A 24,073-nucleotide genomic window follows, 5' to 3' on the forward strand; every position below is an offset into this window, starting at 1 on the left:
GGAGTACGCATGGCTGTCTACAACTACGATGTAGTGGTACTGGGCTCTGGCCCTGCAGGAGAAGGCGCGGCAATGAACGCCGCTAAAGCAGGGCGCAAGGTAGCAATGGTCGACAGCCGGCGTCAGGTCGGCGGCAACTGCACGCACTTGGGCACGATCCCGTCCAAAGCCTTGCGTCACTCGGTTCGCCAGATCATGCAGTTCAACACCAACCCGATGTTCCGGGCCATTGGTGAGCCGCGTTGGTTCTCGTTCCCGGACGTGCTTAAAAGCGCTGAAAAAGTCATTTCCAAGCAAGTGGCTTCGCGCACCGGTTACTACGCGCGCAACCGCGTTGACCTGTTCTTCGGTACCGGCAGCTTCAACGACGAACAGTCCATCCAGGTGGTATGCCCTAACGGCGTGGTTGAAACCCTGATCGCCAAGCAAATCATTATCGCCACCGGCTCGCGTCCTTATCGCCCGGCCGACATCGATTTCACCCACTCGCGTATCTACGATAGCGACACCATCCTCAGCCTGGGCCACACCCCGCGCAAGTTGATCATTTACGGCGCTGGCGTGATCGGTTGCGAATACGCATCGATCTTCAGCGGTCTGGGTGTATTGGTTGAGCTGGTCGACAACCGTGGGCAATTGCTCAGCTTCCTCGACGCCGAAATCTCCCAGGCGCTTAGCTATCACTTCAGCAACAACAACGTCACTGTTCGCCACAATGAAGAGTACGAGCGTGTTGAAGGCGTTGAAAACGGTGTGATCCTGCACCTTAAATCCGGCAAAAAGATCAAGGCAGACGCCTTGCTCTGGTGCAACGGCCGTACCGGCAACACCGATCAACTGGGCCTGGAAAACGTCGGCCTCAAGGCCAATGGCCGTGGCCAGGTGCATGTGGATGAAAACTACCGCACCGACGTGCCGAACATCTACGCCGCTGGCGATGTGATCGGCTGGCCAAGCCTGGCCAGTGCGGCTCACGACCAGGGCCGTTCAGCCGCTGGCAGCATTGTCGACAATGGCAGCTGGCGCTTCGTCAATGACGTACCGACCGGTATTTACACCATTCCGGAGATCAGCTCGATCGGCAAGAACGAGCAGGAACTGACCCAGGCCAAAGTACCGTACGAAGTGGGCAAGGCGTTCTTCAAGAGCATGGCGCGTGCACAGATTGCCGGCGAGCCTCAGGGCATGCTGAAAATCCTGTTCCATCGCGAAACCCTTGAAGTGCTGGGCGTTCACTGCTTCGGTTATCAGGCTTCAGAAATCGTACACATCGGCCAGGCGATCATGAACCAGCCGGGCGAACTGAACACCCTGAAGTACTTCGTGAACACCACGTTCAACTACCCGACCATGGCCGAAGCCTATCGGGTAGCCGCTTACGATGGCCTCAACCGGCTTTTTTAAGTGGCTCCGGCCGGTGGCCTGAGCCGGCCGGGGAGACCGATTTCAGCCATTCCCAAGGGTGGCAGTGGCCAAACCGGGAAAGTCTGTAATCAGGCTGTCGACGCCGAAATCAGCGAGTCTGCGCATCAGTGCAGGCTCGTTGACTGTCCATACCGACACATGCAAGCCCTGACGCTGAGCCTTGGCCAGACGTTCAGGCGTGCAGAGTGTCCAGTTCAATGCCAACATCTCGCAACCGTAATTCTGGGCGACCTTCAGCGGGTCGAGCCAGGCGTACTCGGCTACCAGGCCGCGTGACAGGTCCGGGGTCAGTTCCAGCGCGGCCTTGAGCACTTCCCGCGAGCTGGAGGTGACGGTGACTTTGTCCATCAGGCCATGGCGTTCAGCCATTTCGCGGATCGCCAGCACGGTGGTGGCAGCGCGGGTGCGTGAGGCGCTTTTGACTTCCAGTTGCCAGTGCTCAAAGTTGCACTTTTCAAACAGTTCTTCCAGACGCGGGATCGGGCACGGATGCACCCAGCCCGGGCCGCCTTTACGTGCGTCATAGGTCACCAGGTCGGCAGCGGTTTGTTCAATCACCTTGCCGCGTCGGTCGGTGGTGCGTTTGAGGGTCGGGTCGTGGATCACCATCAACTCGCCATCTTTGGACAAGTGCAAATCCAGTTCGCAACGACGGACGCCGTGCTTGAGGCATTGCTCAAAGCTGGCAAGGGTGTTTTCCGGTGCTTCGCCTTTGGCGCCGCGATGGCCATAAATCAGGGTCACAATTGCTCCTTTATGCAGCATTCACTGCGTCTACAGAGAGGCCGTTGAAGGCTTACTCGGTCGTTGGATCGTCTAAGTCGCGCGCCAGGCGCCGTGCCTGAGCCTGTTTTTGCAAGATATGGCGTGCCAGCAATTGGCGCTGGGTTTCGCTCAGTGCTTCAAATTCTGTCGCTATCCAATAACGCCCGGCGTCGGCCCGGCATTCAATGACCCGGGCGCGCAGCAACAACCCCAAGGCTTGCGGCATCAGCACCAGCTTGACCGATACATGGCTATCAACCGGGTACGCTTGCGGGTGGTGAAAGTCGATACCGCCTTCGGACAGGGTGACTGGCTGCAGTTCGCCGACTTTACCCAGCACGGTTTGCGCGACGATCTGGCTGAGCAGGTCGACGCGTTTGTTCAGGGTTTTAAGGTAACTGGACAGCGTGCGGTCGCGCTCGCTGATCTGGCGCAACAGGTGTTGGGACTCGAATTCGCTGAGGTGCAATTCACTGAGCAAATTGAAGAGCGGGGATGCATCCTGCAACACTTTACCGCTGTCGACCTCGGCGGCCGACAGTGGGGTGATTTCCAGTGCGATCACATCCTCGATACGGTAGTATTCGCGGCGATTTGCTTCATCTAATGTCGACATGGCGAACCCATGATGGCGGCTGTGGTCAGAGTGTAAAGCTGCTTATCAGGCCCCGCCACAAGGACGCCTTCTTTTCCCCAGAACAAGCCCCGACATGTTCAGACCTCTCTTCGTATTTATTGGCACGCGTTATACCCGTGCAAAGCGTCGCAATCATTTTGTGTCGTTCATTTCCCTGACTTCAATGATCGGGCTCGCTCTTGGCGTGGTCGTGATGATTGTCGTGCTCTCGGTGATGAACGGCTTCGATCATGAGATGCGCACCCGCGTGCTGGGCATGGTGCCCCACGCGACCATCGTCGGCGATCAACCGATCACAGACTGGCAAAGCCTGGCCGCCAAGGTCCAGCAGAACCCGAAAGTGGAGGCGGTTGCGCCGTTCACCCAGATGCAGGGGTTGCTGACCCATGATGGCAATGTGCAGAAAGTCCTGCTCAATGCCATCGACCCGGTGCAGGAGCGCAAAGTCTCGATCATCGATCACTTCATGCTGGAGGGGCAGCTCGACTCCCTGACGCCCGGCAGCTTCGGCATCATTATTGGTGACAAGGCTGCCAAGGCGCTGGGCGTGGGTGTAGGCGACAAGCTGACATTCGTGGCCCCGGAAGTGTCCGTGACCCCAGCCGGCATGTTCCCGCGCATGAAACGCTTCACCGTGCAGGGCATTTTCCATGTTGGTGCGGGCGAGATCGACGGCTACCTCGGTCTGACCAATTTGCAGGACCTGGCGCGCATGCAGCGCTGGAAGCCTGATCAGGTACAGGGCTTGCGCCTCAAGTTCGGTGATTTGTTCGAGGCCCCGCGCGGCGCGTGGGAAATCGCCCAGCACTTGGGTGACAGCTATTACGCCCGTGACTGGACCCGTACCCACGGCAACCTGTACCAGGCCATCCGCATGGAAAAAGCCATGATCGGCCTGCTGCTGTTGCTGATCGTGGCCGTGGCGGCGTTCAACATCATTTCCACGCTGGTGATGGTGGTCAATGACAAGAAAGGCGATATCGCCATTCTGCGTACCTTGGGCGCGACACCGGGCACCATCATGGCCATCTTTATGGTGCAGGGCACGGTGATTGGCGTGGTTGGCACGGCCATCGGCGCGGTGGTGGGCATCCTTGCCGCGCTGAATGTGAGCGCTGCGATCTCGGCCCTCGAAGGCCTGATCGGTCACAAGTTTCTCAATGCTGACGTGTACTTCATCGACTACCTGCCGTCGCAATTGCAGGTGCAGGATGTGTTGATGGTGTGCGGTGCAGCGTTGGTTCTGAGTTTCCTCGCGACCTTGTACCCGGCCTGGCGTGCTGCGCGCACCCAGCCTGCGCAGGCGCTTCGTTATGAGTGAGTTGGGCATGAAAGAACAAGCAGTGTTGAGTTGCCGCGACCTGGGCAAGGCCTATGAGGAAGGCCCGGAGTCGGTGGTGGTGTTGTCGGGCTTGCAGTTAGAGTTGCATCCGGGTGAGCGCGTGGCGATTGTCGGTACCTCGGGTTCGGGTAAAAGTACCTTGCTGAACCTGCTCGGCGGCCTCGATACCCCGACCACCGGCAGCGTGTGGCTGGCCGGCGAAGAGTTGTCGGCGCTGGGTGAAAAGGCCCGTGGCCTGCTGCGTAACCGCTCGCTGGGCTTTGTGTACCAGTTCCACCACTTGCTGCCGGAGTTCACCGCACTTGAGAACGTGTGCATGCCGCTGTTGATCGGCAAAACCCCGATCCCGGAGGCGCGCGAGCGTGCCACCGCGTTGCTGACCCGTGTCGGCCTGGGCCATCGCCTTGAGCACAAGCCCGCCGAGCTGTCGGGTGGTGAGCGCCAGCGTGTGGCAATTGCCCGTGCACTGGTGAACAAGCCGGGGCTGGTGATGCTCGATGAGCCCACCGGTAACCTCGACTCGCACACCGCCCAAGGCATTCAGGATTTGATGCTGGAACTCAGCACCTCAATGCGCACCGCGTTCCTGGTGGTGACCCACGACATGAACCTGGCCCGGCAGATGGATCGGGTGTTGCACCTTCAAGAAGGTCGCCTGACCGCGATTTGATCGGCCAAGCCCGACGCTGAATCACGGCGTCGGGCCTTTTATTTTTATACGGTGCCCGCGAATGTTCAGACCGTTATCGATTTTTATCGGCACGCGCTATACCCGCGCCAAGCGCCGCAATCGTTTTGTTTCGTTTATCTCCATGACCTCGATGATCGGCCTCGCCCTGGGCGTGCTGGCGATGATCGTGGTGTTGTCGGTGATGAACGGTTTTCAGCGTGAAATGAGTAACCGCATCCTCGGCATGGTGCCGCACGCAACCATCGTTGGCGTCAAGCCGATTGATGACTGGCGCCCGGTGGCCGAAGCGGCGATGAAAAACCCGGAAGTGACGGCGGCTGTGCCGTTTACCGAGATGGACGGCATGTTGTCGTTTAAAGGCTCGATGCAACCGATCCAGATCAGCGGTGTGGATCCGGCACTGGAAGGGCAGGTGTCCATCGTCGCCAAGCACATCGTGCAGGGCAAACTTGAAGACCTTAAGCCGGGCGAGTTCGGCGTTGTGCTGGGTGATATCACGGCGCGGCGTTTTCGCCTGAGCGTCGGTGACAAAATCACCTTGATCGTGCCCGAAGCCAGTACCGCGCCCGGCGGGATTACTCCACGCTTGCAGCGTCTGAACGTGGTCGGCATCTTCAAGGTCGGCGCTGAGCTGGATGGTTCGATGGGCCTGGTGAACATGGCCGATGCTGCGACCATTCAGCATTGGCAGCCAAACCAGGTGCAGAGCGTACGCCTCGCGGTCAAAGACTTGTACGCAGCGCCAAAAGTGTCGCAGCAAATTGCTGCCGGGCTGGGCGCGGACTACAAGGCCGATGACTGGACCCACACCCAGGGCAGCCTGTTTAGCGCCATGAAAATGGAAAAAACCATGATCGGTCTGTTGCTGCTGATGATTGTCGCCGTGGCGGCGTTCAACATCATCGCCACCTTGATCATGGTGGTGAACGACAAGGGCGCGGACATCGCGATCTTGCGCACCATCGGCGCGACACCACGTCAGATCATGGCGATTTTCATGGTGCAGGGTACCGTGATCGGCATCGTCGGCACCTTGATCGGCGGTGTACTGGGCGTGATTGCTGCCTTGAACGTCAGCGAATTGGTGGGCTGGATCGAGCGGATTTCCGGACAGCATATTTTCAGCTCGGACGTGTACTTCGTCAGCAACCTGCCGTCAGAGCTGCAAGGTGGCGACGTCGCGTTGATCTGCGGCGCGGGTTTTTTGTTGAGCTTTTTGGCGACGTTGTACCCGGCCTACCGCGCGGCCAAGATCGAGCCTGCACACGCGTTGCGGTATTCCTGATCTACCCTGGCCCTCTGTAGGAGCGAGCTTGCTCGCGATCTTTTGATCTTTAAAAGATCGCGAGCAAGCTCGCTTCTACAGAGGGATGTCAGGCATGACAGGGCAACTCAATCACAAACTGTGTCCAGCCTTCCTGCGATTCACACCTGATCTGCCCGCCATGGGCGCGAATGATCGATTGGGTGATGGCCAACCCCAAGCCTGCATGTTCGCTACTGCCTTCGCTGCGCGCCGGGTCAGCCCGGTAAAAACGGTCGAACAAGCGCGGCAACAAATCGGCACTGATTCCGGGGCCGGTGTTGGACAGGCTGATGCGCACAGCGGTCGCCGCTTCGCTGATCACCACCTTGATCGCCCCGCCAGCCGGTGTATAACGCAAGGCGTTATCCAGCAGGTTGGAAAGAGCGCGCCGCAACATGCTGCGGTCTCCGGCGATCTGGGCGCGACCTTCGCGGGTCAGTTCGATCTGTGAGTCCTCAGCCAGCAGCGCATAAAATTCCAGCAGCGAATCCACCTCATTGACCAGCTCCAGGGGCTCGCGGCGCGGGGTCAGCAAGCCATGGTCGGCCTTGGCCAGGTACAGCATGTCGTTGACCAGTTGGGCCATCCATTGCAGCTCTTCAAGGGTGCTGTGCAGCGCTTCTTTGTAGGCTTCGATGTCTCGCGGCCGGGTCAGGGTGACTTGGGTGTGGGTCAGCACGTTGGACAGCGGCGTGCGCAGTTCATGGGCAATATCGGCGGAGAACGCCGACAGGCGCTGAAAGGAGTCGTCGAGGCGCTCCAGCATGGCGTTGAAGGCGATGGCCAGCTCCGCCAGTTCGGGCGGCATCTGTGCGTGAGGCAGGCGTGCATTCAACGAATCGGCGGACACGCTGCCAGCAATCGCGCTCATACGGCGCAGCGGGCGCAAGCCGCTACGGGCCGCCCAGGCGCCGAGCAGAGCGGTGGCCAGCGCCGAAAGCCCGACCGTCATCCAGATCAAGTGCTGCATGCGTTGCAGAAAGTGCTGGTGATGGGTGATGTCGAGCAATAACGTCAGTTGCGGCGCATCAGGGTTGTCAGTGCGAGGGTTGAGGACCCGGTAATCGGTGCCATTGATCTGCAGGCTGCCCAACCCTGGTTGGGTAGGCAACTCCAGCGGCAAGCGCGTCGAGCTGTCAAACCACAGGTGGTCGTCCGGGCCGCGCACTCGTACCGCCAGGTCGGGCTGATGGCTGAGGTCTTGCAGCAGTACCGGCAAGCGTTGCTTGAACGTGTCGAGGGAGTCCACGCCTTGTAGGGTGTTGCGCAAGACCGCGAGGCGGCTTTCCATCAGTTGTTGATCAAGCTCGACGAAGTGCATCTCGCTGGCGCGGCCAAACAGCACCCCGGCAAATAACGAGACGACCGCCGTGCAGCCGGCAAATAGCAGGGCCAGGCGAGTGCTCAGTGACAGACGCCGCATCAGGGCGCGCGCTCTTCAAGCACGTAACCCATGCCGCGCATGGTGTGGATCAACTTGTGTTCATGGTTGTCGTCGATTTTCAGGCGCAGGCGGCGAATTGCCACTTCGATCACGTTGGTGTCGCTGTCGAAGTTCATGTCCCACACTTGCGAGGCGATCAACGATTTGGGCAGCACTTCGCCCTGGCGGCGCAACAGTAACTCCAGCAATGAAAACTCTTTGGCGGTGAGGTCGATGCGCTGACCGGCGCGTTCGACGCGGCGGCGAATCAGGTCCAGGCGCAAGTCGGCCAATTGCAGGCTGGTTTCTTGGGTGGTGCTGCTGCCGCGCCGCAACAGGCTGCGCACTCGGGCCAGCAGCTCGGAAAAAGCGAACGGTTTGACCAGATAATCATCGGCCCCCAGCTCAAGGCCATGCACGCGGTCTTCAACGGCATCGCGGGCGGTCAAGAACAGCACGGGAATATCCAGTCCGGCGCTGCGCACCGCTTGCAAGATCTGCCAGCCGTCGCGACCGGGCAGCATTACATCGAGAATCAGCAGCGAGTAATCACCCGTCAGGGCCAAATGCTGGCCAGTGATGCCGTCGGTGGCCAGTTCGGTGGTAAAGCCTGCCTCGCTCAAGCCTTGGCGCAGGTATTGGCCGGTTTTGGCCTGGTCTTCGACAATCAGCAGTTTCATGGGCAACTCATCACAAAATTCACCTCAGCCTTATACAGGGCGGATTTGTTCGTAGGGTCAAGCTTACAAAGTTGTAATCTGGCGGTCAGTTGAATGCCAGTCGCGCCGCTTTAAGGTGGTACAAAGTCTGACTGCATGTTTCTGGAGGTAAGTATGGCGGTACACAAGCGTTTGTCTCTTGCGGGTTGTTTGCTGGCGCTGAGTTTGCCGGTCATGGCCTCGCCGGGGGAACACTTTGACTTTGGTCATCCGGCGCCTGCCGCCAGTGCCACGCGCACGGTGGAAGTCGACATGACCGACATTGCCTTCAATCCCAAGACGCTGGATGTAAAAGCCGGCGAGACCGTACGTTTTGTGCTGGTCAACAAAGGCCAGTTGCTGCACGAATTCAACCTGGGGCACGCGGCCATGCACGCGGCGCATCAAAAAGAGATGCTCGACATGCAGCAGAGCGGCATGTTGACGCCCACCGGCATCAATCACGCAGGTATGGATCACTCGGCGATGGGGCATGGCGGGATGAACATGCCGGGCATGAAGCATGATGACCCTAACAGCGTGCTGGTGGAGCCGGGTAAAACGGCTGAACTGACCTGGACCTTTAGCAAAACCGACAACCTGGAATTTGCCTGCAATGTGCCGGGGCATTACCAGGCGGGCATGGTGGGGCAGCTGAAAGTTGCACCTTAAATCGGTCTGATCGTCTGCGGGGGCTGAAAGCCTGTAGAATTGCCGGGTTTTTCTAGCCAGGTTTTTGTCATGCATCCCGCAGCCGAACATTCGCCGCTGGGCAAGTCCAGTGAATACATCAGTACCTACACCCCGTCCTTGCTGTTCCCGATCCCGCGTGCGGCGAAATGGGCGGAGCTTGGGCTGAGCGCCGACACGCTGCCTTATGTGGGGGTGGACTTCTGGAACTGCTTCGAACTGTCGTGGCTGTTGCCCTCGGGCAAGCCCGTGGTGGCCATTGGTGAATTCGCGTTTGCCGCTGATTCGCCGAACATCGTTGAGTCCAAATCCTTCAAGCTGTACCTGAACTCGCTGAACCAGACCGTGTTTGCTGACACGCAAACCCTGGAAGCAACCTTGCAGGCTGATTTGTCAGCCGCTTCTGGTAAGCCTGTGAGCGTGCGCGTGCGCAGCTTGAATGACGTTCAAGCAGATGGCGTAGGCGTTTTGCCGGGTGTATGCATTGATGATCTGGACATTACGGTCAGCGATTACGCGCACCCGCGTCCTGAGTTGCTCAAGTGCGACCCATCGCAGGTTGTGGAGGAGAGCGTGTACAGCCACTTGCTCAAGTCCAACTGCCCGGTCACCAGTCAGCCTGACTGGGGCACGGTGGTCGTGGAGTACCGTGGTGCAGCGCTGGATCACGCCAGTTTGCTGGCGTATCTGGTGAGCTTTCGCCAGCACTCAGACTTCCATGAGCAGTGTGTCGAGCGGATTTTTCTCGATGTGCAGCGTTTGCTCAAACCCGAGAAATTGACCGTGTATGCGCGCTACGTGCGCCGTGGCGGGCTGGATATCAATCCGTACCGCAGTACCGAAACGGTTGAATTCAACAACCTGCGGTTGGTGCGCCAGTAAAAACCATTTGATCGTGTAGGAGCGAGCTTGTCTCGCGATCTTTAAAAGATCAAAAGATCGCGAGGCAAGCTCGCTCCTACAGGGTCAGGCCTGGTTTAATTGCTTGGCCTGTTCCAGCACCGCTTCAACGTGCCCTGGCACTTTTACGCCGCGCCATTCGTGACGCAGGACGCCGTCCTTGTCGATCAGGAAGGTGCTGCGATCCACGCCCAGGTATTCCTTGCCGTAGAGCTTTTTCAGCTTGATCACGTCAAACAGCTGGCACAAGGCTTCGTCCTTGTCGCTCAGCAATTCAAATGGAAACGCCTGCTTAGCCTTGAAGTTCTCGTGAGACTTGAGGCTGTCACGTGATACGCCAAACACTTCGGTATTGGCTGCCTGGAACTCTGCGTAATGGTCACGAAAGCCCTGGCCTTCAGTGGTGCAGCCCGGCGTGCTGTCTTTGGGGTAGAAGTAAATCACCACCTGCTTGCCTTTAAGGGCCGACAGGCTAACGGTTTTCTCGCCGGTCGCCGGGATCTGGAAGTCGCTTACGGGTTGGTCAAGTGCAACGGCCATGAGGGGTTCCTTCCTTACATCGGGTTCTGTGGGCGCCACGGTTCGATCAGCGCGTCGAGGTTCAGGGCATCGGCGAAATCCAGGAATTGGTCGCGCAGCCAGCTGATTTGCACACCGGGCGGCAAGGTCACGGTGAACGTGGCGTTGAGCATGGTGCCGCCGGTTTGCGGCGCCTGATAGGTGTCGCAGGTCAGGTTTTCGAGTTCAACGTTGTGGTCCATGAAGAACTGGCACAGCTCGTTGATGATGTCCGAGCGGTAGGCCGAGCTAACATAAGCCACGTACGGCAGTGCTTGCGGGCGTGTTTCAAGTGCCGCGCTGCGCACAACATTGACGTTGAAAGCGTGGCGTTTGGCCAGGGAGGGCAGGCCGGCCTCAAGGCGGGCCAGAGCATCCCAACTGCCAGAAATTTCCAGTACCAGCGCGCTGCATTCGCCGTGGCGAGTCAGACGAGAGGTCACCACCGCGCAGCGATTTTCATGGCTGGCCCGGCACAGGACGTTAGTCAGCTCCATGGGATTGGCGCCGAGTGCACTGATGACAAGGAATTGTTCGCGGACTGTGGGGGTGGACATGCAGCCTTCCTAAAACGATGAGCGGTCAGTACGGTCGATGACGTGCGAGTCGAGAATCAAGCCCTTAACAAACAGCAGAAGCCCGCCAGCAGGCCGTTTCAGGCAATTTGCACACGCGGCAAACTGCGTTCTGTGGAGTGGGGGCAGGGTGTGAAATGCTGACATAAAGGCCCGTAAAACAGACGTTCGCACACATCAGTACCAATCAAAGGATGAAGGGTAGCGAAAAGCAACGCGAAGGGGAATGCTCATGAGGCGCGCTGTTGCTTGTGCAAGGGTCATGGCGCCAGTACCATTACGGCTCTCTTTTTCCGGCAGGAGCGGTTGCATGATTGCGGGCAGTATGGTGGCACTGGTCACACCTATGGATGCACAAGGACGTCTTGATTGGGACGCTCTGAGCAAACTGGTGGACTTTCACCTGCAAGAGGGCACCAACGCCATTGTTGCCGTTGGCACCACAGGTGAATCAGCAACTCTGGATGTGAACGAACACATCGAAGTGATTCGTCACGTCGTCAAACAGGTGGCGGGGCGTATTCCGGTGATTGCCGGTACAGGCGCCAACTCGACGCGTGAAGCGATCGAACTGACCTCCAACGCGAAGGCCGCGGGCGCAGATGCGTGCCTGCTGGTGACGCCGTATTACAACAAGCCGACCCAAGAGGGCTTGTATCAGCACTTCAAAGCCATTGCCGAAGCGGTTGATATCCCGCAGATCCTCTACAACGTTCCGGGCCGTACGGCGTGCGACATGCTGCCAGAAACCGTGGTGCGCCTGTCGACAGTGAAAAACATCATCGGCATCAAGGAAGCCACTGGCGACCTGACCCGTGTACCCGCCATTCTGGCCGGTGTGAGCAGCGATTTCCTGGTGTACTCCGGTGATGACGCCACGGCTGTAGAGCTCATCCTGCTCGGCGGCAAAGGCAATATCTCGGTGACCGCCAACGTTGCCCCTCGTGACATGAGCGATCTGTGCGCCGCTGCGATGCGTGGCGATGCTGACACGGCCCGTGCGATTCACGAAAAACTGATGCCGCTCAATAAAACCCTGTTTATCGAATCCAACCCGATCCCCGTGAAGTGGGCGCTGCATGAGATGGGCTTGATGCCGGACGGTATCCGTCTGCCGCTCACCTGGCTCAGCGAAGCCTGTCACGAACCGCTGCGGCAGGCCATGCGCCAGTCCGGCGTCCTGGTTTAATTGAGGAAGCATTACGCATGAAGCGATTGGCCGGACTTTCCGCACTAGCCGTGATTATTTCAAGCACCAGCGGCTGCGGTTGGCTGTGGGGCCCAGATGGGTACTTCCGGGACCGTGGCAGCGACTATTTGCAAGCTCAAGAAACTGCGCCGATGAAACTGCCGCCGGGCGTTGTCACTGACAAGCGCCTTGTGCCGTTGTTGCCGATCCCGGCCAACGTGCCGGATGACAACGTCAAGGGCGAGTTTGTCGTGCCACGTCCACAACCCTTGGCGGCGATTGCCAGCTCCGGCGACTACAGCCTGCAAAAAACCGGCGACAGCCGTTGGGTGTTGGCGCAGCACGTGCCGTCCGAGGTGTGGTCGGTTGCGATGCAGTTCTTCCAGGACAACGGCTTCCGTATTGATGAGCAGCGCCCACAAACCGGCGAGTTCACCACCGCTTGGCAGCAGGCTGGCGAATTGTCCTCACCGATTGCCCGTCACGTGACCAGCAGCGGCTTGGCTGCCGACAGCGAAACCCGTCTGCGGGTGCGTATCGAGCCAGGCGTGCAGCGCAACACCAGCGAAATCTACGTGGTCAGCGCCAACCGCCCGGCGGGCAGCACCGCCAATGTTGATTTCACTCAGAACTCGGTGAACACCGGTCTGGATGCGGGTCTGGTTGACGAAATGCTGATCAGCATGAGCCGCAGCGCCGAGAAGGGCGGTTCGGTGTCGTTGCTGGCAGCCCGTGACTTCGATACCCCGGCGCGTGTCACCCTGAGCGAAGACGGCAGCGGCAACCCGGTGCTGAGCCTCACCGAAGACCTCGACCGTGCCTGGTCCAGCGTTGGTCGTGCGCTTGAGCAAGGCGATTGGCGCGTTGAAGACATCAACCGCACATTGGGCCTGTACTACATCAACCTGGCGGAAAAAGCCGAGAAGAAGGACGAGAAACCTGGTTTCTTCTCCGGTCTCTTTGGTGGCAAGCCGAGCAAGGAAGAAGTTGAAGCCCGCGCCCAGCGTTATCAGGTTCGCCTGAGCAAGGTCGGCGACAGCGTACAAGTGACGGTTGAAGAGAACATCAACAAGAGCGCATCGCCAGAAGTGGCGCGCAAAGTGTTGAGCGAGATTCAAGACAACCTGGGCTAATTTTATGCGTTTTGCCGTTCTCGGCAGTGGTAGCCAAGGGAATGGCACGCTGATAGCCAGCGACAGCACCTATGTATTGGTCGATTGCGGTTTCTCGTTACGAGAAACCGAGCGTCGCCTGGTTCGGTTAGGCGTCAGCCCACACCAACTGAGCGCGATTCTGGTAACCCACGAACATGCCGATCACGTGCATGGCGTGGGTTTGCTGTCTCGGCGCTACAATTTGCCGGTGTATATGAGCCGTGGCACTCAGCGCGGGATGCGCAAACCACTGGAGCCGGCAGGTTTCGTGGCAGACGGTGAGACGCTGCAGATCGGCGCCCTGACCATCAGTGTGACCCGTGTGGCGCATGATGCTCAGGAGCCCACCCAATATGTATTCAGTGATGGTCAGCGGCGTTTTGGCTTGTTGACCGACCTGGGTTCCTATTGCGCGGGCGTGCTGCACAGCTACCGTGATCTGGATGCACTGATGATCGAGGCTAACCATTGCCGCGACCTGCTGGCCCGTGGTCACTACCCCTACTTTCTCAAACAGCGAGTGGGTGGTCAGGAAGGACATTTGAACAACCATCAGGCTGCAAACCTGGTGGCCGAGTTGGGCTGGAAAGACCTGCAACACCTGGTGCTGGCCCACCTCAGCAGCAAGAACAACCTGCCGCAGCTGGCCCGACAATGTTTCGTCGACACCCTTGGGTGCGACCCGGACTGGCTGCAACTGGCGGATCAAGATTCAGGGCTCGACTGGCGCACAATCGCCTAGCCCACCTACTTAGCATGCGGAGCCCATCATGGAAAAACGTGAAGAACTCTATCGCGGTAAAGCGAAATCGGTTTACAAGACTGACGACGAAAACCGCTTGATCCTGTTGTTTCGCAACGACACCTCAGCATTTGATGGCAAGCGTATCGAGCAGCTCGATCGTAAAGGCATGGTGAACAACAAGTTCAACGCCTTCATCATGCAGAAACTCGAAGCCGCCGGCGTGCCGACGCAATTCGACAAACTGCTGGGCGACAACGAATGCCTGGTTAAAAAGCTCGACATGATCCCGGTTGAATGCGTTGTGCGTAACTACGCGGCAGGCAGCCTGGTCAAGCGTCTGGGTGTTGAAGAGGGCATGAAGCTCAACCCTTACACCTTCGAACTGTTCCTCAAGGACGACGCCAAGGGCGACCCGTTCATCAACGAATCCCACGTAGTGGCATTCGGTTGGGGCACAGCCGAGCAACTGGTTCGCATGAAAGAACTGTCGCTCAAAGTTAACGACGTGCTGAACAAACTGTTCGACGACGCAGGCTTGCTGCTGGTCGACTTCAAACTTGAATTCGGCGTATTCCACGACGGCACCATCGTCCTGGGCGACGAATTCAGCCCGGACGGCTGCCGTCTGTGGGACAAAGCCACTGGCAAGAAAATGGACAAAGACCGTTTCCGTCAGGGCCTGGGCGACGTTATCGAAGCCTACGAAGAAGTTGCAAACCGCCTCGGCGTCCCGCTTTAAGCTGTAAACGCGCGCAAGCAACTGATAGCACGCGATTTTTTTGAAAAAAGGCTTTGCCTGAAATCAAAAGCGTTGTTATGATGCGCGCCGTTGGAGAGATGCCAGAGTGGCCGAATGGGACGGATTCGAAATCCGTTGTACTGGCGACAGTACCTAGGGTTCGAATCCCTATCTCTCCGCCATTACATAGAAAAGCCCCGTAGCTGAATAAGCTACGGGGCTTTTTCGTTTCTATTCGATACATCCTACCGCTGATTAAGCCGGCTCTGCCACCAGGTTATTACTCACATTGCGCCCCAGCACCAGCACGGTGACAAAGCCGCAGCCGACCAGTGCGGTGGCGAGGCTGAATAGCATTGCGCTGCCCATTTGGTCGACGATCTGGCCGCCGAAGAATGAGCCCAGGGCGATAATCACCTGGAACAAGGCGATGAACAGCGGCATGCCGCGTTCAACGTCTTTGGGAGCGACGACGAACATCCAGATGCTGGCGCAAGTCGGGAAGGCGCCGAAGGCAAAGCCCCAAAGTGCGATGAGCATGACGGCGCCGGTCATGTGGGTGGCGAAAAGGGGGAACAGGGCGGTGCTGGCGCCGATCATCAGTGCAACCAGTAGCAAGGTGTAGCGCACGCTGCGGTTGGCCGCGAAGCCGGCAAAGAAGTTACCCAGAACCCCGGCCGCGCCGTAGAGCAACAACAGGGAACCAATGGTCGGTCCATCGAAGCCCGAGCTGTTTTTAAAGAACGGTGCAACGTAGGTGTACGCCGCAAAGTGGGCCAGGCCAATGAGCAATACGGCGATCAGGCCAACCCGGGATTTCGGGTTGATAAACAAGGCAGGCAGGTCTCTCACCAAAATGGCCTTTTCCGGATTGAGGCGCGGCAACAGAAAAATTTGCGCCAGCAGCACCGGCAAGCCTAGCAGCGCGGTGAGTAGAAACGTCATGCGCCAGCCCATCAAGCCGCTCAACCAAGTGCCCACGGGCACGCCCAGCACGGTGGCCAGCGTCACCCCGAACATGATGATTGAGGTTGCCTGGGCGACGCTCACGCCTTTGGGCGCCAGCCTGCCGCTGAGGCCGATGGCGGTCGCCCAGAAGCCGCCGATGCTGATACCCAGCAATGCGCGGCCTAACAGCAGCAAATTAAAGTCGCTGGCGACGGCTACCACCGAGTTGGCGACGATCATCAGCAGGGTCAGGCTGATTAGCAGATAGCGGCGGTCCATGGCGCCGATACCGACAGACAGTAAGGGGGCGGCGAGCGCCGCCATGATGCCGGGCAGGGTTACCATCAGCCCGGCGTGGCCTGCGCTGATGCCAAGGTCGGTGGCGACGTCGTTGAGGACGCCCACCGGGAGAAATTCGCTGGTCACTAAGGCAAAGGCGCCTACGCAGACCGACAGAATCGCCATCCACTGCTGTTTGACGCTTTGCTGATTATGTTCGGGTAGGCCGCTGGAGGCCTGGCTTGCGCTTGGCATGGGGTGGGGTTCCAGGATGGATATCGCCTGAGGGCAGGCGAGGAGGGGAATTGGGAGGCGATTATAAGAAGCCGTTACGGCAAGCAGGCAGGCGGTCGTTTCGATAGTGATCATCAGTGTAATTAATGCGATGACCCGGTTGTTTTCGCGAGGTAGAACAGTGGCTTACTGAGCGGCTGATGTTTGCAAGTGCGACAAAAAGCTCAGGGTTAAATGCGTCAACCGCTTGACGAAATATTTTTGACTGTCATTTTTTTGAACATGAACAGTAAATGCAGTTTGCACAATAGGGAATGAGAGCTATTATCCGGGTGTCTTTGTGCCATGACCCGGTGGCGCCATGATCAAACTGTCCATGAAAAACTCGATGTGCCCTCTCGGTGTTGTATGGAGTGGCCATCTGCTGATTTTTTTTGCAATCGCTTCAAGCTCTCGAGAAAATTTCGAGCGGGGTGAAATTTCATAGACGGCTCGTCGTTTATGGGTCGCGTACCGTACGGCGAGATCTTCGGGTAAATTGCCAACATACATAAGTGACAAGTCAACGTTGCAGGAGGTGAGGGCAAGCAGTTTGCTAAATGCATCGCGGCCTTCCATAGGGCTATAGGTTCTATTACTGATAACTCTGAATTTTCTGATTTTATATTGGTTATTTAGCGTATAGATAAGTGCGTGTGCATTCAGGATCGAAGCTGGCTCATTACAGATGACCACCAATACTTCATGAGCGGCACGTGTGAAGTTCAGGACAGACTCATTGGCCCCGGAGGCAGTATCTACAACCAGTACATCCACTTCAGTCTGGATTTCGTTGAACGCGTTTATAATCCCGACGTGATGAGCGGTTAGAAGACCGTGCATCGTTTTTGAGTAGGGGGTGCCGAGTATCAAGTTGATGCCTCGGGGGCCGGTGTGCAGTATGTCGGTTAAGGTGCAATTGCCTTCAATCAAGTTTGAGAGTGTTCTCTGCGGTCTGATATTCAGCAGTGTATCGATGCAAGGCAGTTCAAGGTTGCCGTCCAGTAATGCAACCCTCTGCCCTAAAGTGGCCAGGGCAATGGATAGATTGATGGCCAGTGTGCTTTTGCCGGTGCCTCCTTTGCCGCCGGTAATGGCAAGGACCTGAACCGAATGCTTTTTTTTCATGAGGTTAACGCCGTCCTTAGCGGGTTGCGCAAGTGTAAACTTGCCTGGTTATAATTTTATTCTTATTTTGTAGTGGCTATGTTTGTCTCTGAAAGCACCCGTGTCCCCCGTGAGTAAAAAGCGCGTGGCTCTTAATGCGGCGGTACTTCGGGAACAGTGTAATGAGCGTATTTTTTTATAAGCCCACCACCATCCGCGTTTTTTTCTATGATTGTCCATGGGGTTGATACTTCTTGGGTTTTTTAGAGACTTGCTATGTGATTTCATTCTCCCATGCGTATGCTTTAATCATAAGTGTCCCCTGAGGCTAATAGTATGTCCTGAAGCGCAACAGCATTGACTCAGTCCTGTGGCAGGATTAATTCTATAGAGTCTGTTGTGCACGTTATTTTATGTCTGAAAATTAGAAGGCACTCGTTCGTGCTCTTGTTTGTTCCGTGGATGAATGAATGTATAGAATTCGAAAATCATATGTTTACTTGCTCTGTCGAGCGTTGGGGACTGTCTATAAGTCCAGTGAAACATTTCATGATTATGTCGATGACACGGAATTTGTTGAAATCCAGTCGGTGTATGAGTGGTTGGCCAATCTTGCTGTAACTTCTTGCGATCCGGATCTGGGACTGAGGGCGTACAGGAACATGCACCCCGCCATGCTGGGGGCGTTGGGGTATGCAGTCATGTCATGTGCGACATTAGGGGGAGCCCTTGAACGCCTGGTAAATTACTATCCCTTGATTAGCAGTGGTTCATTATTAAAGCTGGAATTACATGACCATATCGTAAAAATTGTCAGTATTGAGGTGACCAAAAAAGTGCCTCGCGTCTTTATAGACGCAGGCTTCTCAATTTTACTGGCACTGATCAGGTGGTTGGTCCCACATTATTATGTGGTGCCGTTGGGGGTTGAATTAGTCTATGCCCCTCCCGGCGAAAGAGGGGGGCTGGAAGAGGTGTTTGGCCGGAATTTAAAGTTTTCAGCAGGCCATAATGTACTGGTATTTCCTCGGGAAATTTGCAACTACCCACTGATTACAGCATCGCCAAAGCTAGACCGTCTGCACGCTGAGTTTCTTAAAGTCCAGCTGGAATCATCGCCCACCGGTTTCGCATCGTCGAAGATAAGAAGAGCTGTTGCGCAAAGTTTAGCGCTTGGGGTTACCCCAACATTGGATTCAATAGCGGACGCACTTAAAGTGAGCAAAAGAACCTTGCAGTACTCTTTAAGGAATGAGGGGCTCAGCTTTTCCATGGTGTACAACGATGTGAGGCAAGCCTTGGCGCATGATTACTTGCGGCACTCGGTATACAGTATTAAGTATATTTCTGCGACATTGGGCTTTAGTGATCAGAGTAGTTTCTATAAAGCCTCTTTGAGGTGGTTTGGGATGACGCCTCAGAACTACAGGGATTTGTCTTGAATTTTTAATGGTGATAGTCAGGAGTTTTGGTTTTAGCTTTTATTTCTATTTATTTGTTGTCATAAAAAATACATATTTTGTTTTTGGTGATTTATGGGTGTGCGTGACTTTGCTTTTCCTGTCAGCTATTTAGCAGCTTTGAAATGATCATCGCTCTAAGCGTGGATGACAGTTAGTAATCGATATATTTTCAAAAAAAGATGTTGCGTTATGGCTTTGTCAGGGGTGTTCCAGACCTGTTGGTGACAATCAGAAGCGCGAAAGGGGAGGCCATCCATAGCCTTTTAATGTCTCGATTTTTCCATAGAAACATGGCGAAAAGTCAGACGAATTATATCGGTGTTCATTCAGCTTACGTCGGGCTTGCTCACTGCCAATAATAAAAAAGGCGGGCGTCTAAGTGCATCTGTTAATGATGGGCGCTCTTTTAGTGCATGCGGCAAAGGCGTGGGTTCGCCCAGATGATCCAGGCGAAAACCCGCAGCTATCAGTGTGTTGACGTAGGTTTGCAGAGTCCGGTGAAACTTGGTCACGTTCTCCACAAACCAATGGCTTTGGCGTTCTGTTTCATAGTGATAATTGTCCAACGGCCAATGCAGGCGCTCGCCCTCAGGGCTGAGGACCCAGCCGCTGGGCTGCGCCGTACAGAGCGGGTGTTCGACTGAAAAAACGAATTGGCCACCGGGGACAAGGCTCGCGTACACGCGTTTGACCACCGCTGCATAATCATCGACGTAGTGCAGCGCCAGCGATGACACCACCAGATCAAAAGCTTGAGCCTGGGGTGTGAAGCTTTCGATCGGGTAATGAACATACACAATCTTGTCGTCATGGGTGAGGTGTCGGGCCTCAGACAACATCTTTTGTGAAATATCGACAGCAGTGACCGTCTGGGCGCCCTGGCTGCGGGCATAGCGAGCGAAATCACCAAACCCCGCACCCAAATCCAGCACCTTAAGCCCCTGCAATTTGGGCAACAGCGCATGAAATGCCGGTATCTCAAGTACACCGTTCAGCCCCGAATCCTTCTGGCGCAGGTTCTTGTAACCTTCAAAAAATACTGGATCGTCGTACACGTTCTGAGGCCGGGGTGAGGTCGTGTCGCTCATCTACAAACTCCTGTGGAGGGGGCGCCTGAAGGGTTGAAGTTGAGCAAACGTCCAGCAAAAAACACGCCATTAATGTTTACCAGGCTTGTCGGGCATTACCTGCTCAGAAGGTGTCTGGCTGCAAGCAGCGCTTCTGCTGTGCTGCTGTTGGCGCAGCACTGGGGAAGGTCGTCAGAGGTTGTGTTGATCAGCCAGCCAGCGCATTGAGTACGTGCACCGGGTCATTATGGATGGCTTTTAACAGGGCTTTGGCGGGGCCGGTGGGCTCTCTACGGCCTTGTTCCCAGTTACGTAAGGTGCCGAGTTGAACGTCAATCAGCGCTGCAAATTTGGCTTGCGTCAGACCTGTTGCTTTACGGATCTCTTTTACTTGCAGTGCGTCAACGTGAAACTCACGGGACGGACGACGTTCGCCTCGGACAATTTCGTCCATTTGCTGCACGCTCTCCATTAGCTCATCAAAAAATTTGCTCATGGTTATCTCCAGTGTTCAATGACGGCTTTGAGTGCTCTGCGCTCATCGGCTGTCAGGTCTTGTTGTTCATTTTTCGGGTAGATCATCAGTAGTGCTATTTGCGAGGCCGAGACGAAGTGATAGTAAATCACGCGTGCACCGCCCCGTTTTCCATGGCCTTTGGCCGCGATCCGGATTTTTCTGATACCACCCGTGTCTTCCATTACGTCACCTGCAGAAGGATTCAGTACGAGCACCCTTTGCAAAGCGATATAAGCATCCTCATTCATTAACTCTTTAGCTCTGCGGGTAAAAATCGGGGTTTCAATGAAGATCATTGCTAATGTACGCCAGTGGCTTACTGTTGGGCAATTCTAAGCTGGGCCGTACTCCTTAACATCTGATCAGTTGTTACTGCATTTAAATGTCATTTCATGCTCTTAAGCCCAAACCAGCTGCAAACCTGTCACTTGCCACAGACTCTTCCAGCCCCCTAAAACTCGTTATAACCAAATAACAAGCAGGTCTTTCGTTTTTAGACTTTTTCCTTTTATTTTTATAATCAGCAATGCCATCAACCACCTGACTGAAGTCGGGCCCGTCATACCTAAAATTCTTCTGTTTCAACAAGGAATTCACTATGTCAGGTCTGGAGGAGCGCGTGGGCGGGCGTGAGTGGCGCGCCGATGTGCTGGTGATCGGGGGTGGACCCGCGGGCACTTGGGCGGCGATCAGTGCGGCGGCCCAGGGCGCACGTGTGGTGCTGGCGGACAAAGGCTACTGCGGGGCGTCCGGGGCTACGGCGCCATCGGGCACGGCCGTTTGGTACGTCGAGCCTGACGCGCAAAAGCGTGAAGACGCCAAAGCCAGCCGCTATGCGCGCGGTGGCTATCTGGCGGAAAACGACTGGATGGACCGCGTCCTCGAACAAACCTGGAGCAACATGCAAACCCTTGCTGATTGGGGTTATCCGTTCCCGCTCGACAGCGACGGCCAGCAGCAGCGTATTTCTTTGCAGGGCCCGGAATACATGCGTTTGATGCGCAAGCGGGTGAAGCAGGCCGGTGTGCGGATTCTCGATCACAGCCCGGCGCTGCAACTGCTCTCAGACAGTGAAGGGCGCGTCAGCGGTGCGTCCGGTTTCTCGCGGCAGAAAAATCATGAATGGAAGGTCGAAGCCGCTGCCGTGGTCATCGCGACGGGTGGCTGCGCGTTTCTAAGTCGGGCGCTGGGTTGCAATGTATTGACGGGCGACGGGCATTTGATGGCGGCCGAAGTCGGCGCCGACTTTTCCGGCATGGAGTTTTCCAATGCGTATGGCTTGTGCCCGGCTTTTTCGTCGGTGACCAAGTCGGCGCTCTATAAGTGGGCGGTTTTTTATCATGCTGACGGCCGCGTGATGGAAGGCGCAGGTTCGGCCCTGGGCCGTGGCGTGATTGCCAAAGCGCTGCAAACCGAGGCGGTGTATGCGCGGCTGGACAAGGCCGATGCCACGGTTCAGGCGCAGATGCGCCTGGCGCAGCCGAACTTTTTTCTGTCGTTCGATCGTCTTGGCATTGATCCTTTCCAGCAGTTGTTCCCGGTGACCTTGCGCCTGGAGGGCACGGTGCGTGGCACCGGTGGCCTGCGCATTGTCGATGAACAGTGTGCGACCAGCGTGCCGGGCTTGTACGCGGCCGGTGATGCGGCGACTCGCGAGCTGATCTGCGGGGCGTTCACCGGGGGTGGCAGTCATAACGCGGCGTGGGCGTTGTCGTCCGGCTTTTGGGCAGGCGCTGGCGCGGCGCAGTTCGCTCAGGCCAACCGACTGGCGGCCAGCACCCATTTACGCGCCCAGGGCAGGGCGGGCTTGCTCGATGCTCGAGGTCAGCGCATGGACAGCGGCGCGCTGATCAAAGCCGTGCAGGATGAAGTGTTCCCGTATCAGCGCAACTGGTTCCGCCATGGCGAAGATTTGCAGGCCTCGCTCGGCCGGCTCGACACGCTGTGGCAGCAGACGCGCCACGCGGCCCCGGCGGCGGACCACGAACAAACCCTGCGCCTGCGCGAAGCCACGGCGATGCTGGCGGTGTCCCGCTGGATGTACCGCAGTGCGCTGGAACGCACCGAGTCCCGTGGCATGCACCGGCGCAGCGACTATGCAGGCACCGACGTGACGCAACGCCACCGGGTTATCAGTGGCGGGCTGGATGACGTCTGGACCGGGCATGAACGCCTCGGGCCGGTGATGGAGCAGTTGCTGAGAGGGCAGGCGGCATGATTGAACTGATTGATCCGCAGCGTTGCACCGGCTGCAACATTTGCGTGCTGGCTTGCCCCACTAACGTGTTCGCGCCAGTACCGGGGGAGGCGCCGTTGATTGCTCGGCAGAGCGATTGCCAGACCTGCTTTATGTGCGAAGTCTACTGCCCCGAAGATGCCTTGTTTGTGGCGCCGTACGCAGACCGCCTGGCTACGCCTGTCGAGATCGCTGACCAGACCCGGCAGTGGCTGGGCAGCTACCGCAGCGCGGTGGGTTGGGGCAAGGGGCGGGCGTCTACCGCCAGCGATGACCAGAGTTACCATTTGCTAGGAAAGTATTAACCATGAAGGGATTCAATCGACGGCAGTTTTTGGGGGCCGGGCTCGGTGCTGCGGCCTTGTTAGGATTGCCCGGGCGTTTGCTCGCCGCCAGCGACCCAAAGCGTACTTTGCGTGTGGGCTATGTGGGTTCGACCACAGTGCCTACCGGGCCCTCCGGTTGGGCCTTGCACCAAGGGTTAACGCAAAAACATCTGGAGCCACTGGGCTTCGACAACATCAGCACTTACATGTTTGTGAACGGCCCGGAACTGAATGAAGCCTTGCTGTCGGGTGCGCTGGATGTCGGCACCTACGGCGATACCCCGGCCATGGTGTGTTACGCCATGAGCCAGGCCAGCCGTTTGCTCAGCATCGATGCCGTGGGAATGAACGCCTGGCTCTTCACTCCCAAGAACGGCGTGAGCTCTGTGGCCGAACTCAAAGGCAAGGTGGTTGCCACGCCGCTGGGGTCGTACATGCACCGCTACCTGATCGGCACCTTGCACGAGGCAGGCATTCTCAAAGACACCAAAATCGTGGCCTTGCCTGCCCGCGATTCGGAAGCCGCACTGGCGCGGGGCGATATCGCCGCCTACGCGGCGCAAAGCGAATTGGGCCCTACGCTGTTGAGCAATGGTTACCCGCTGATCGACCAGGCCACTGACCACCCGCACTTGCGCGGCTGCACCGTGACCGTCGCCAGTGAGAAGTTATTGAAACAAGTGCCCCACTTCAGTGAGGCCTGGTTGGCTGCGCGCCGTGAGTCGGTGGCGCAGATCACGGCCGACTGGCCGGCTTACTTCAGCTTCCATGCCCAGGCGTCCAAATACTCCCAGGCGGCGATTGAAGCCACCTACACCGGGAATGAGTTTCAGCTGGAGCCACTATCCCCGGTAGGCCTTGAATTGTTGAGTGGTTCCAAACAGTTCCTGCTCGAACAACGCCTGATCCGACGTGATTTCGATATAAGCGAGTGGAAGGTCTAACCAACCGCCCTAACCAACTGTAGGAGCGAGCTTGCCTCGCGATCTTTTAAAAGGTCAAAAGATCGCGAGGCAAGCT

Annotated in this window: 25 protein-coding genes and 1 tRNA gene; 15 read left to right on the forward strand and 11 right to left on the reverse strand. The window is 57.0% G+C overall.

Features of this window, described 5'->3' with window-relative positions:
• The first annotated feature begins 9 nt into the window (after positions 1-9).
• On the forward strand, positions 10-1,404 hold the full coding sequence (gene sthA / locus AAEZ03_RS14420) for a Si-specific NAD(P)(+) transhydrogenase (protein WP_048368700.1): 1,395 nt from the start codon (positions 10-12) through the stop codon (positions 1,402-1,404).
• 42 nt (positions 1,405-1,446) lie between these two features.
• Here the strand turns inward: sthA and AAEZ03_RS14425 are convergent, their stop codons facing one another.
• Together AAEZ03_RS14425 and AAEZ03_RS14430 are read right to left on the reverse strand one after the other, a co-directional pair.
• The gene (locus tag AAEZ03_RS14425; protein ID WP_048368699.1) at positions 1,447-2,169 is read right to left on the reverse strand and encodes a glycerophosphodiester phosphodiesterase; all 723 of its coding nucleotides are present in this window, start codon (positions 2,167-2,169) and stop codon (positions 1,447-1,449) included.
• Positions 2,170-2,221: 52 nt separating this feature from the next.
• Positions 2,222-2,806 (reverse strand): PilZ domain-containing protein, encoded by a 585-nt coding sequence (locus AAEZ03_RS14430; RefSeq protein ID WP_262125667.1) that lies wholly within the window; start codon positions 2,804-2,806, stop codon positions 2,222-2,224.
• 94 nt (positions 2,807-2,900) lie between these two features.
• On the opposite strand from AAEZ03_RS14430, the gene AAEZ03_RS14435 reads away from it, so the two are divergent.
• The 3 genes from AAEZ03_RS14435 to AAEZ03_RS14445 all read left to right on the forward strand — a co-directional run bounded on the left by AAEZ03_RS14435 (position 2,901) and on the right by AAEZ03_RS14445 (position 6,145).
• Positions 2,901-4,148, forward strand: a complete 1,248-nt coding sequence (locus tag AAEZ03_RS14435) for a lipoprotein-releasing ABC transporter permease subunit (RefSeq protein WP_350579506.1) — start codon at positions 2,901-2,903, stop codon at positions 4,146-4,148.
• A gap of 7 nt (positions 4,149-4,155) precedes the next feature.
• Positions 4,156-4,839: a lipoprotein-releasing ABC transporter ATP-binding protein LolD gene (gene lolD, locus AAEZ03_RS14440; RefSeq protein ID WP_173430604.1), complete on the forward strand. Its 684-nt coding sequence runs from the start codon at positions 4,156-4,158 to the stop codon at positions 4,837-4,839.
• Between the two features lie 61 nt (positions 4,840-4,900).
• On the forward strand, positions 4,901-6,145 hold the full coding sequence (locus tag AAEZ03_RS14445) for a lipoprotein-releasing ABC transporter permease subunit (protein WP_350579507.1): 1,245 nt from the start codon (positions 4,901-4,903) through the stop codon (positions 6,143-6,145).
• A gap of 88 nt (positions 6,146-6,233) precedes the next feature.
• On the opposite strand, the gene AAEZ03_RS14450 is transcribed toward AAEZ03_RS14445, so the two are convergent.
• Entirely contained in the window at positions 6,234-7,589 is a 1,356-nt protein-coding gene (locus AAEZ03_RS14450) for a heavy metal sensor histidine kinase (RefSeq protein WP_350579509.1), read from the reverse strand.
• The gene (locus AAEZ03_RS14455) at positions 7,589-8,269 is read right to left on the reverse strand and encodes a heavy metal response regulator transcription factor (protein WP_153338125.1); all 681 of its coding nucleotides are present in this window, start codon (positions 8,267-8,269) and stop codon (positions 7,589-7,591) included. The genes AAEZ03_RS14450 and AAEZ03_RS14455 overlap by 1 nt, the downstream gene beginning before the upstream one ends.
• Positions 8,270-8,422: 153 nt before the next feature.
• Between AAEZ03_RS14455 and copI the strand changes: the two genes are divergently transcribed.
• Both copI and queF read left to right on the forward strand, forming a co-directional pair.
• Entirely contained in the window at positions 8,423-8,959 is a 537-nt protein-coding gene (gene copI, locus AAEZ03_RS14460) for a copper-resistant cuproprotein CopI (RefSeq protein ID WP_185059605.1), read from the forward strand.
• A gap of 69 nt (positions 8,960-9,028) precedes the next feature.
• Positions 9,029-9,859, forward strand: a complete 831-nt coding sequence (queF, locus tag AAEZ03_RS14465) for an NADPH-dependent 7-cyano-7-deazaguanine reductase QueF (RefSeq protein WP_153334256.1) — start codon at positions 9,029-9,031, stop codon at positions 9,857-9,859.
• Positions 9,860-9,943: 84 nt separating this feature from the next.
• Here the strand turns inward: queF and AAEZ03_RS14470 are convergent, their stop codons facing one another.
• Together AAEZ03_RS14470 and AAEZ03_RS14475 are read right to left on the reverse strand one after the other, a co-directional pair.
• Positions 9,944-10,417: a peroxiredoxin gene (locus tag AAEZ03_RS14470; RefSeq protein WP_123750256.1), complete on the reverse strand. Its 474-nt coding sequence runs from the start codon at positions 10,415-10,417 to the stop codon at positions 9,944-9,946.
• Between the two features lie 14 nt (positions 10,418-10,431).
• Complete coding sequence (locus AAEZ03_RS14475; protein ID WP_048368689.1) at positions 10,432-10,992, reverse strand: glycine cleavage system transcriptional repressor; 561 nt, start codon at positions 10,990-10,992, stop codon at positions 10,432-10,434.
• A 328-nt stretch (positions 10,993-11,320) separates the two neighbouring features.
• Between AAEZ03_RS14475 and dapA the strand changes: the two genes are divergently transcribed.
• The 5 genes from dapA to AAEZ03_RS14500 all read left to right on the forward strand — a co-directional run bounded on the left by dapA (position 11,321) and on the right by AAEZ03_RS14500 (position 15,019).
• A complete protein-coding gene (gene dapA, locus AAEZ03_RS14480; protein WP_153372288.1) occupies positions 11,321-12,199 on the forward strand; it encodes a 4-hydroxy-tetrahydrodipicolinate synthase in 879 nt (292 codons plus the stop codon).
• Between the two features lie 17 nt (positions 12,200-12,216).
• Positions 12,217-13,332 (forward strand): NlpB/DapX family lipoprotein, encoded by a 1,116-nt coding sequence (bamC, locus tag AAEZ03_RS14485; protein ID WP_123750258.1) that lies wholly within the window; start codon positions 12,217-12,219, stop codon positions 13,330-13,332.
• Between the two features lie 4 nt (positions 13,333-13,336).
• A complete protein-coding gene (locus AAEZ03_RS14490) occupies positions 13,337-14,095 on the forward strand; it encodes an MBL fold metallo-hydrolase (RefSeq protein ID WP_048368686.1) in 759 nt (252 codons plus the stop codon).
• A 28-nt stretch (positions 14,096-14,123) separates the two neighbouring features.
• On the forward strand, positions 14,124-14,837 hold the full coding sequence (gene purC / locus AAEZ03_RS14495) for a phosphoribosylaminoimidazolesuccinocarboxamide synthase (RefSeq protein WP_048368685.1): 714 nt from the start codon (positions 14,124-14,126) through the stop codon (positions 14,835-14,837).
• A 92-nt stretch (positions 14,838-14,929) separates the two neighbouring features.
• A tRNA-Ser gene (locus AAEZ03_RS14500) sits at positions 14,930-15,019 on the forward strand.
• A 73-nt stretch (positions 15,020-15,092) separates the two neighbouring features.
• On the opposite strand, the gene AAEZ03_RS14505 is transcribed toward AAEZ03_RS14500, so the two are convergent.
• Both AAEZ03_RS14505 and AAEZ03_RS14510 read right to left on the reverse strand, forming a co-directional pair.
• Complete coding sequence (locus AAEZ03_RS14505) at positions 15,093-16,319, reverse strand: MFS transporter (RefSeq protein ID WP_350579515.1); 1,227 nt, start codon at positions 16,317-16,319, stop codon at positions 15,093-15,095.
• Positions 16,320-16,622: 303 nt separating this feature from the next.
• Positions 16,623-17,465 (reverse strand): MinD/ParA family ATP-binding protein, encoded by an 843-nt coding sequence (locus AAEZ03_RS14510; RefSeq protein WP_350579516.1) that lies wholly within the window; start codon positions 17,463-17,465, stop codon positions 16,623-16,625.
• A 449-nt stretch (positions 17,466-17,914) separates the two neighbouring features.
• Here AAEZ03_RS14510 and AAEZ03_RS14515 point away from each other — a divergent pair, with 449 nt between their 5' ends.
• Positions 17,915-18,886 carry an AraC family transcriptional regulator gene (locus tag AAEZ03_RS14515; protein WP_123750314.1) on the forward strand — a complete coding sequence of 324 codons (972 nt, stop codon included), beginning with the start codon at positions 17,915-17,917 and terminating at the stop codon, positions 18,884-18,886.
• A 347-nt stretch (positions 18,887-19,233) separates the two neighbouring features.
• Here the strand turns inward: AAEZ03_RS14515 and AAEZ03_RS14520 are convergent, their stop codons facing one another.
• The 3 genes from AAEZ03_RS14520 to AAEZ03_RS14530 all read right to left on the reverse strand — a co-directional run bounded on the left by AAEZ03_RS14520 (position 19,234) and on the right by AAEZ03_RS14530 (position 20,787).
• Positions 19,234-19,995, reverse strand: a complete 762-nt coding sequence (locus AAEZ03_RS14520) for a class I SAM-dependent methyltransferase (protein WP_350579518.1) — start codon at positions 19,993-19,995, stop codon at positions 19,234-19,236.
• A gap of 187 nt (positions 19,996-20,182) precedes the next feature.
• On the reverse strand, positions 20,183-20,470 hold the full coding sequence (gene nadS / locus AAEZ03_RS14525; protein WP_046031301.1) for a NadS family protein: 288 nt from the start codon (positions 20,468-20,470) through the stop codon (positions 20,183-20,185).
• A 2-nt stretch (positions 20,471-20,472) separates the two neighbouring features.
• Positions 20,473-20,787, reverse strand: coding sequence for a type II toxin-antitoxin system RelE/ParE family toxin (locus AAEZ03_RS14530; protein WP_048368676.1), 315 nt, complete (start codon positions 20,785-20,787; stop codon positions 20,473-20,475).
• 302 nt (positions 20,788-21,089) lie between these two features.
• Here AAEZ03_RS14530 and AAEZ03_RS14535 point away from each other — a divergent pair, with 302 nt between their 5' ends.
• The 3 genes from AAEZ03_RS14535 to AAEZ03_RS14545 are packed head-to-tail and all read left to right on the forward strand — an operon-like array spanning position 21,090 to position 23,997.
• Positions 21,090-22,709, forward strand: a complete 1,620-nt coding sequence (locus tag AAEZ03_RS14535; protein ID WP_350579522.1) for an FAD-dependent oxidoreductase — start codon at positions 21,090-21,092, stop codon at positions 22,707-22,709.
• Complete coding sequence (locus AAEZ03_RS14540) at positions 22,706-23,032, forward strand: 4Fe-4S dicluster domain-containing protein (RefSeq protein WP_153375299.1); 327 nt, start codon at positions 22,706-22,708, stop codon at positions 23,030-23,032. Before AAEZ03_RS14535 ends, AAEZ03_RS14540 begins: the two co-directional genes overlap by 4 nt.
• 2 nt (positions 23,033-23,034) lie before the next feature.
• Positions 23,035-23,997 carry an ABC transporter substrate-binding protein gene (locus tag AAEZ03_RS14545; protein ID WP_350579524.1) on the forward strand — a complete coding sequence of 321 codons (963 nt, stop codon included), beginning with the start codon at positions 23,035-23,037 and terminating at the stop codon, positions 23,995-23,997.
• Positions 23,998-24,073: the final 76 nt, after the last annotated feature.

This window comes from Pseudomonas sp. HY2-MNA-CIBAN-0224 (assembly GCF_040310285.1).
GTDB classification, from domain to species: domain Bacteria; phylum Pseudomonadota; class Gammaproteobacteria; order Pseudomonadales; family Pseudomonadaceae; genus Aquipseudomonas; species Aquipseudomonas helleri.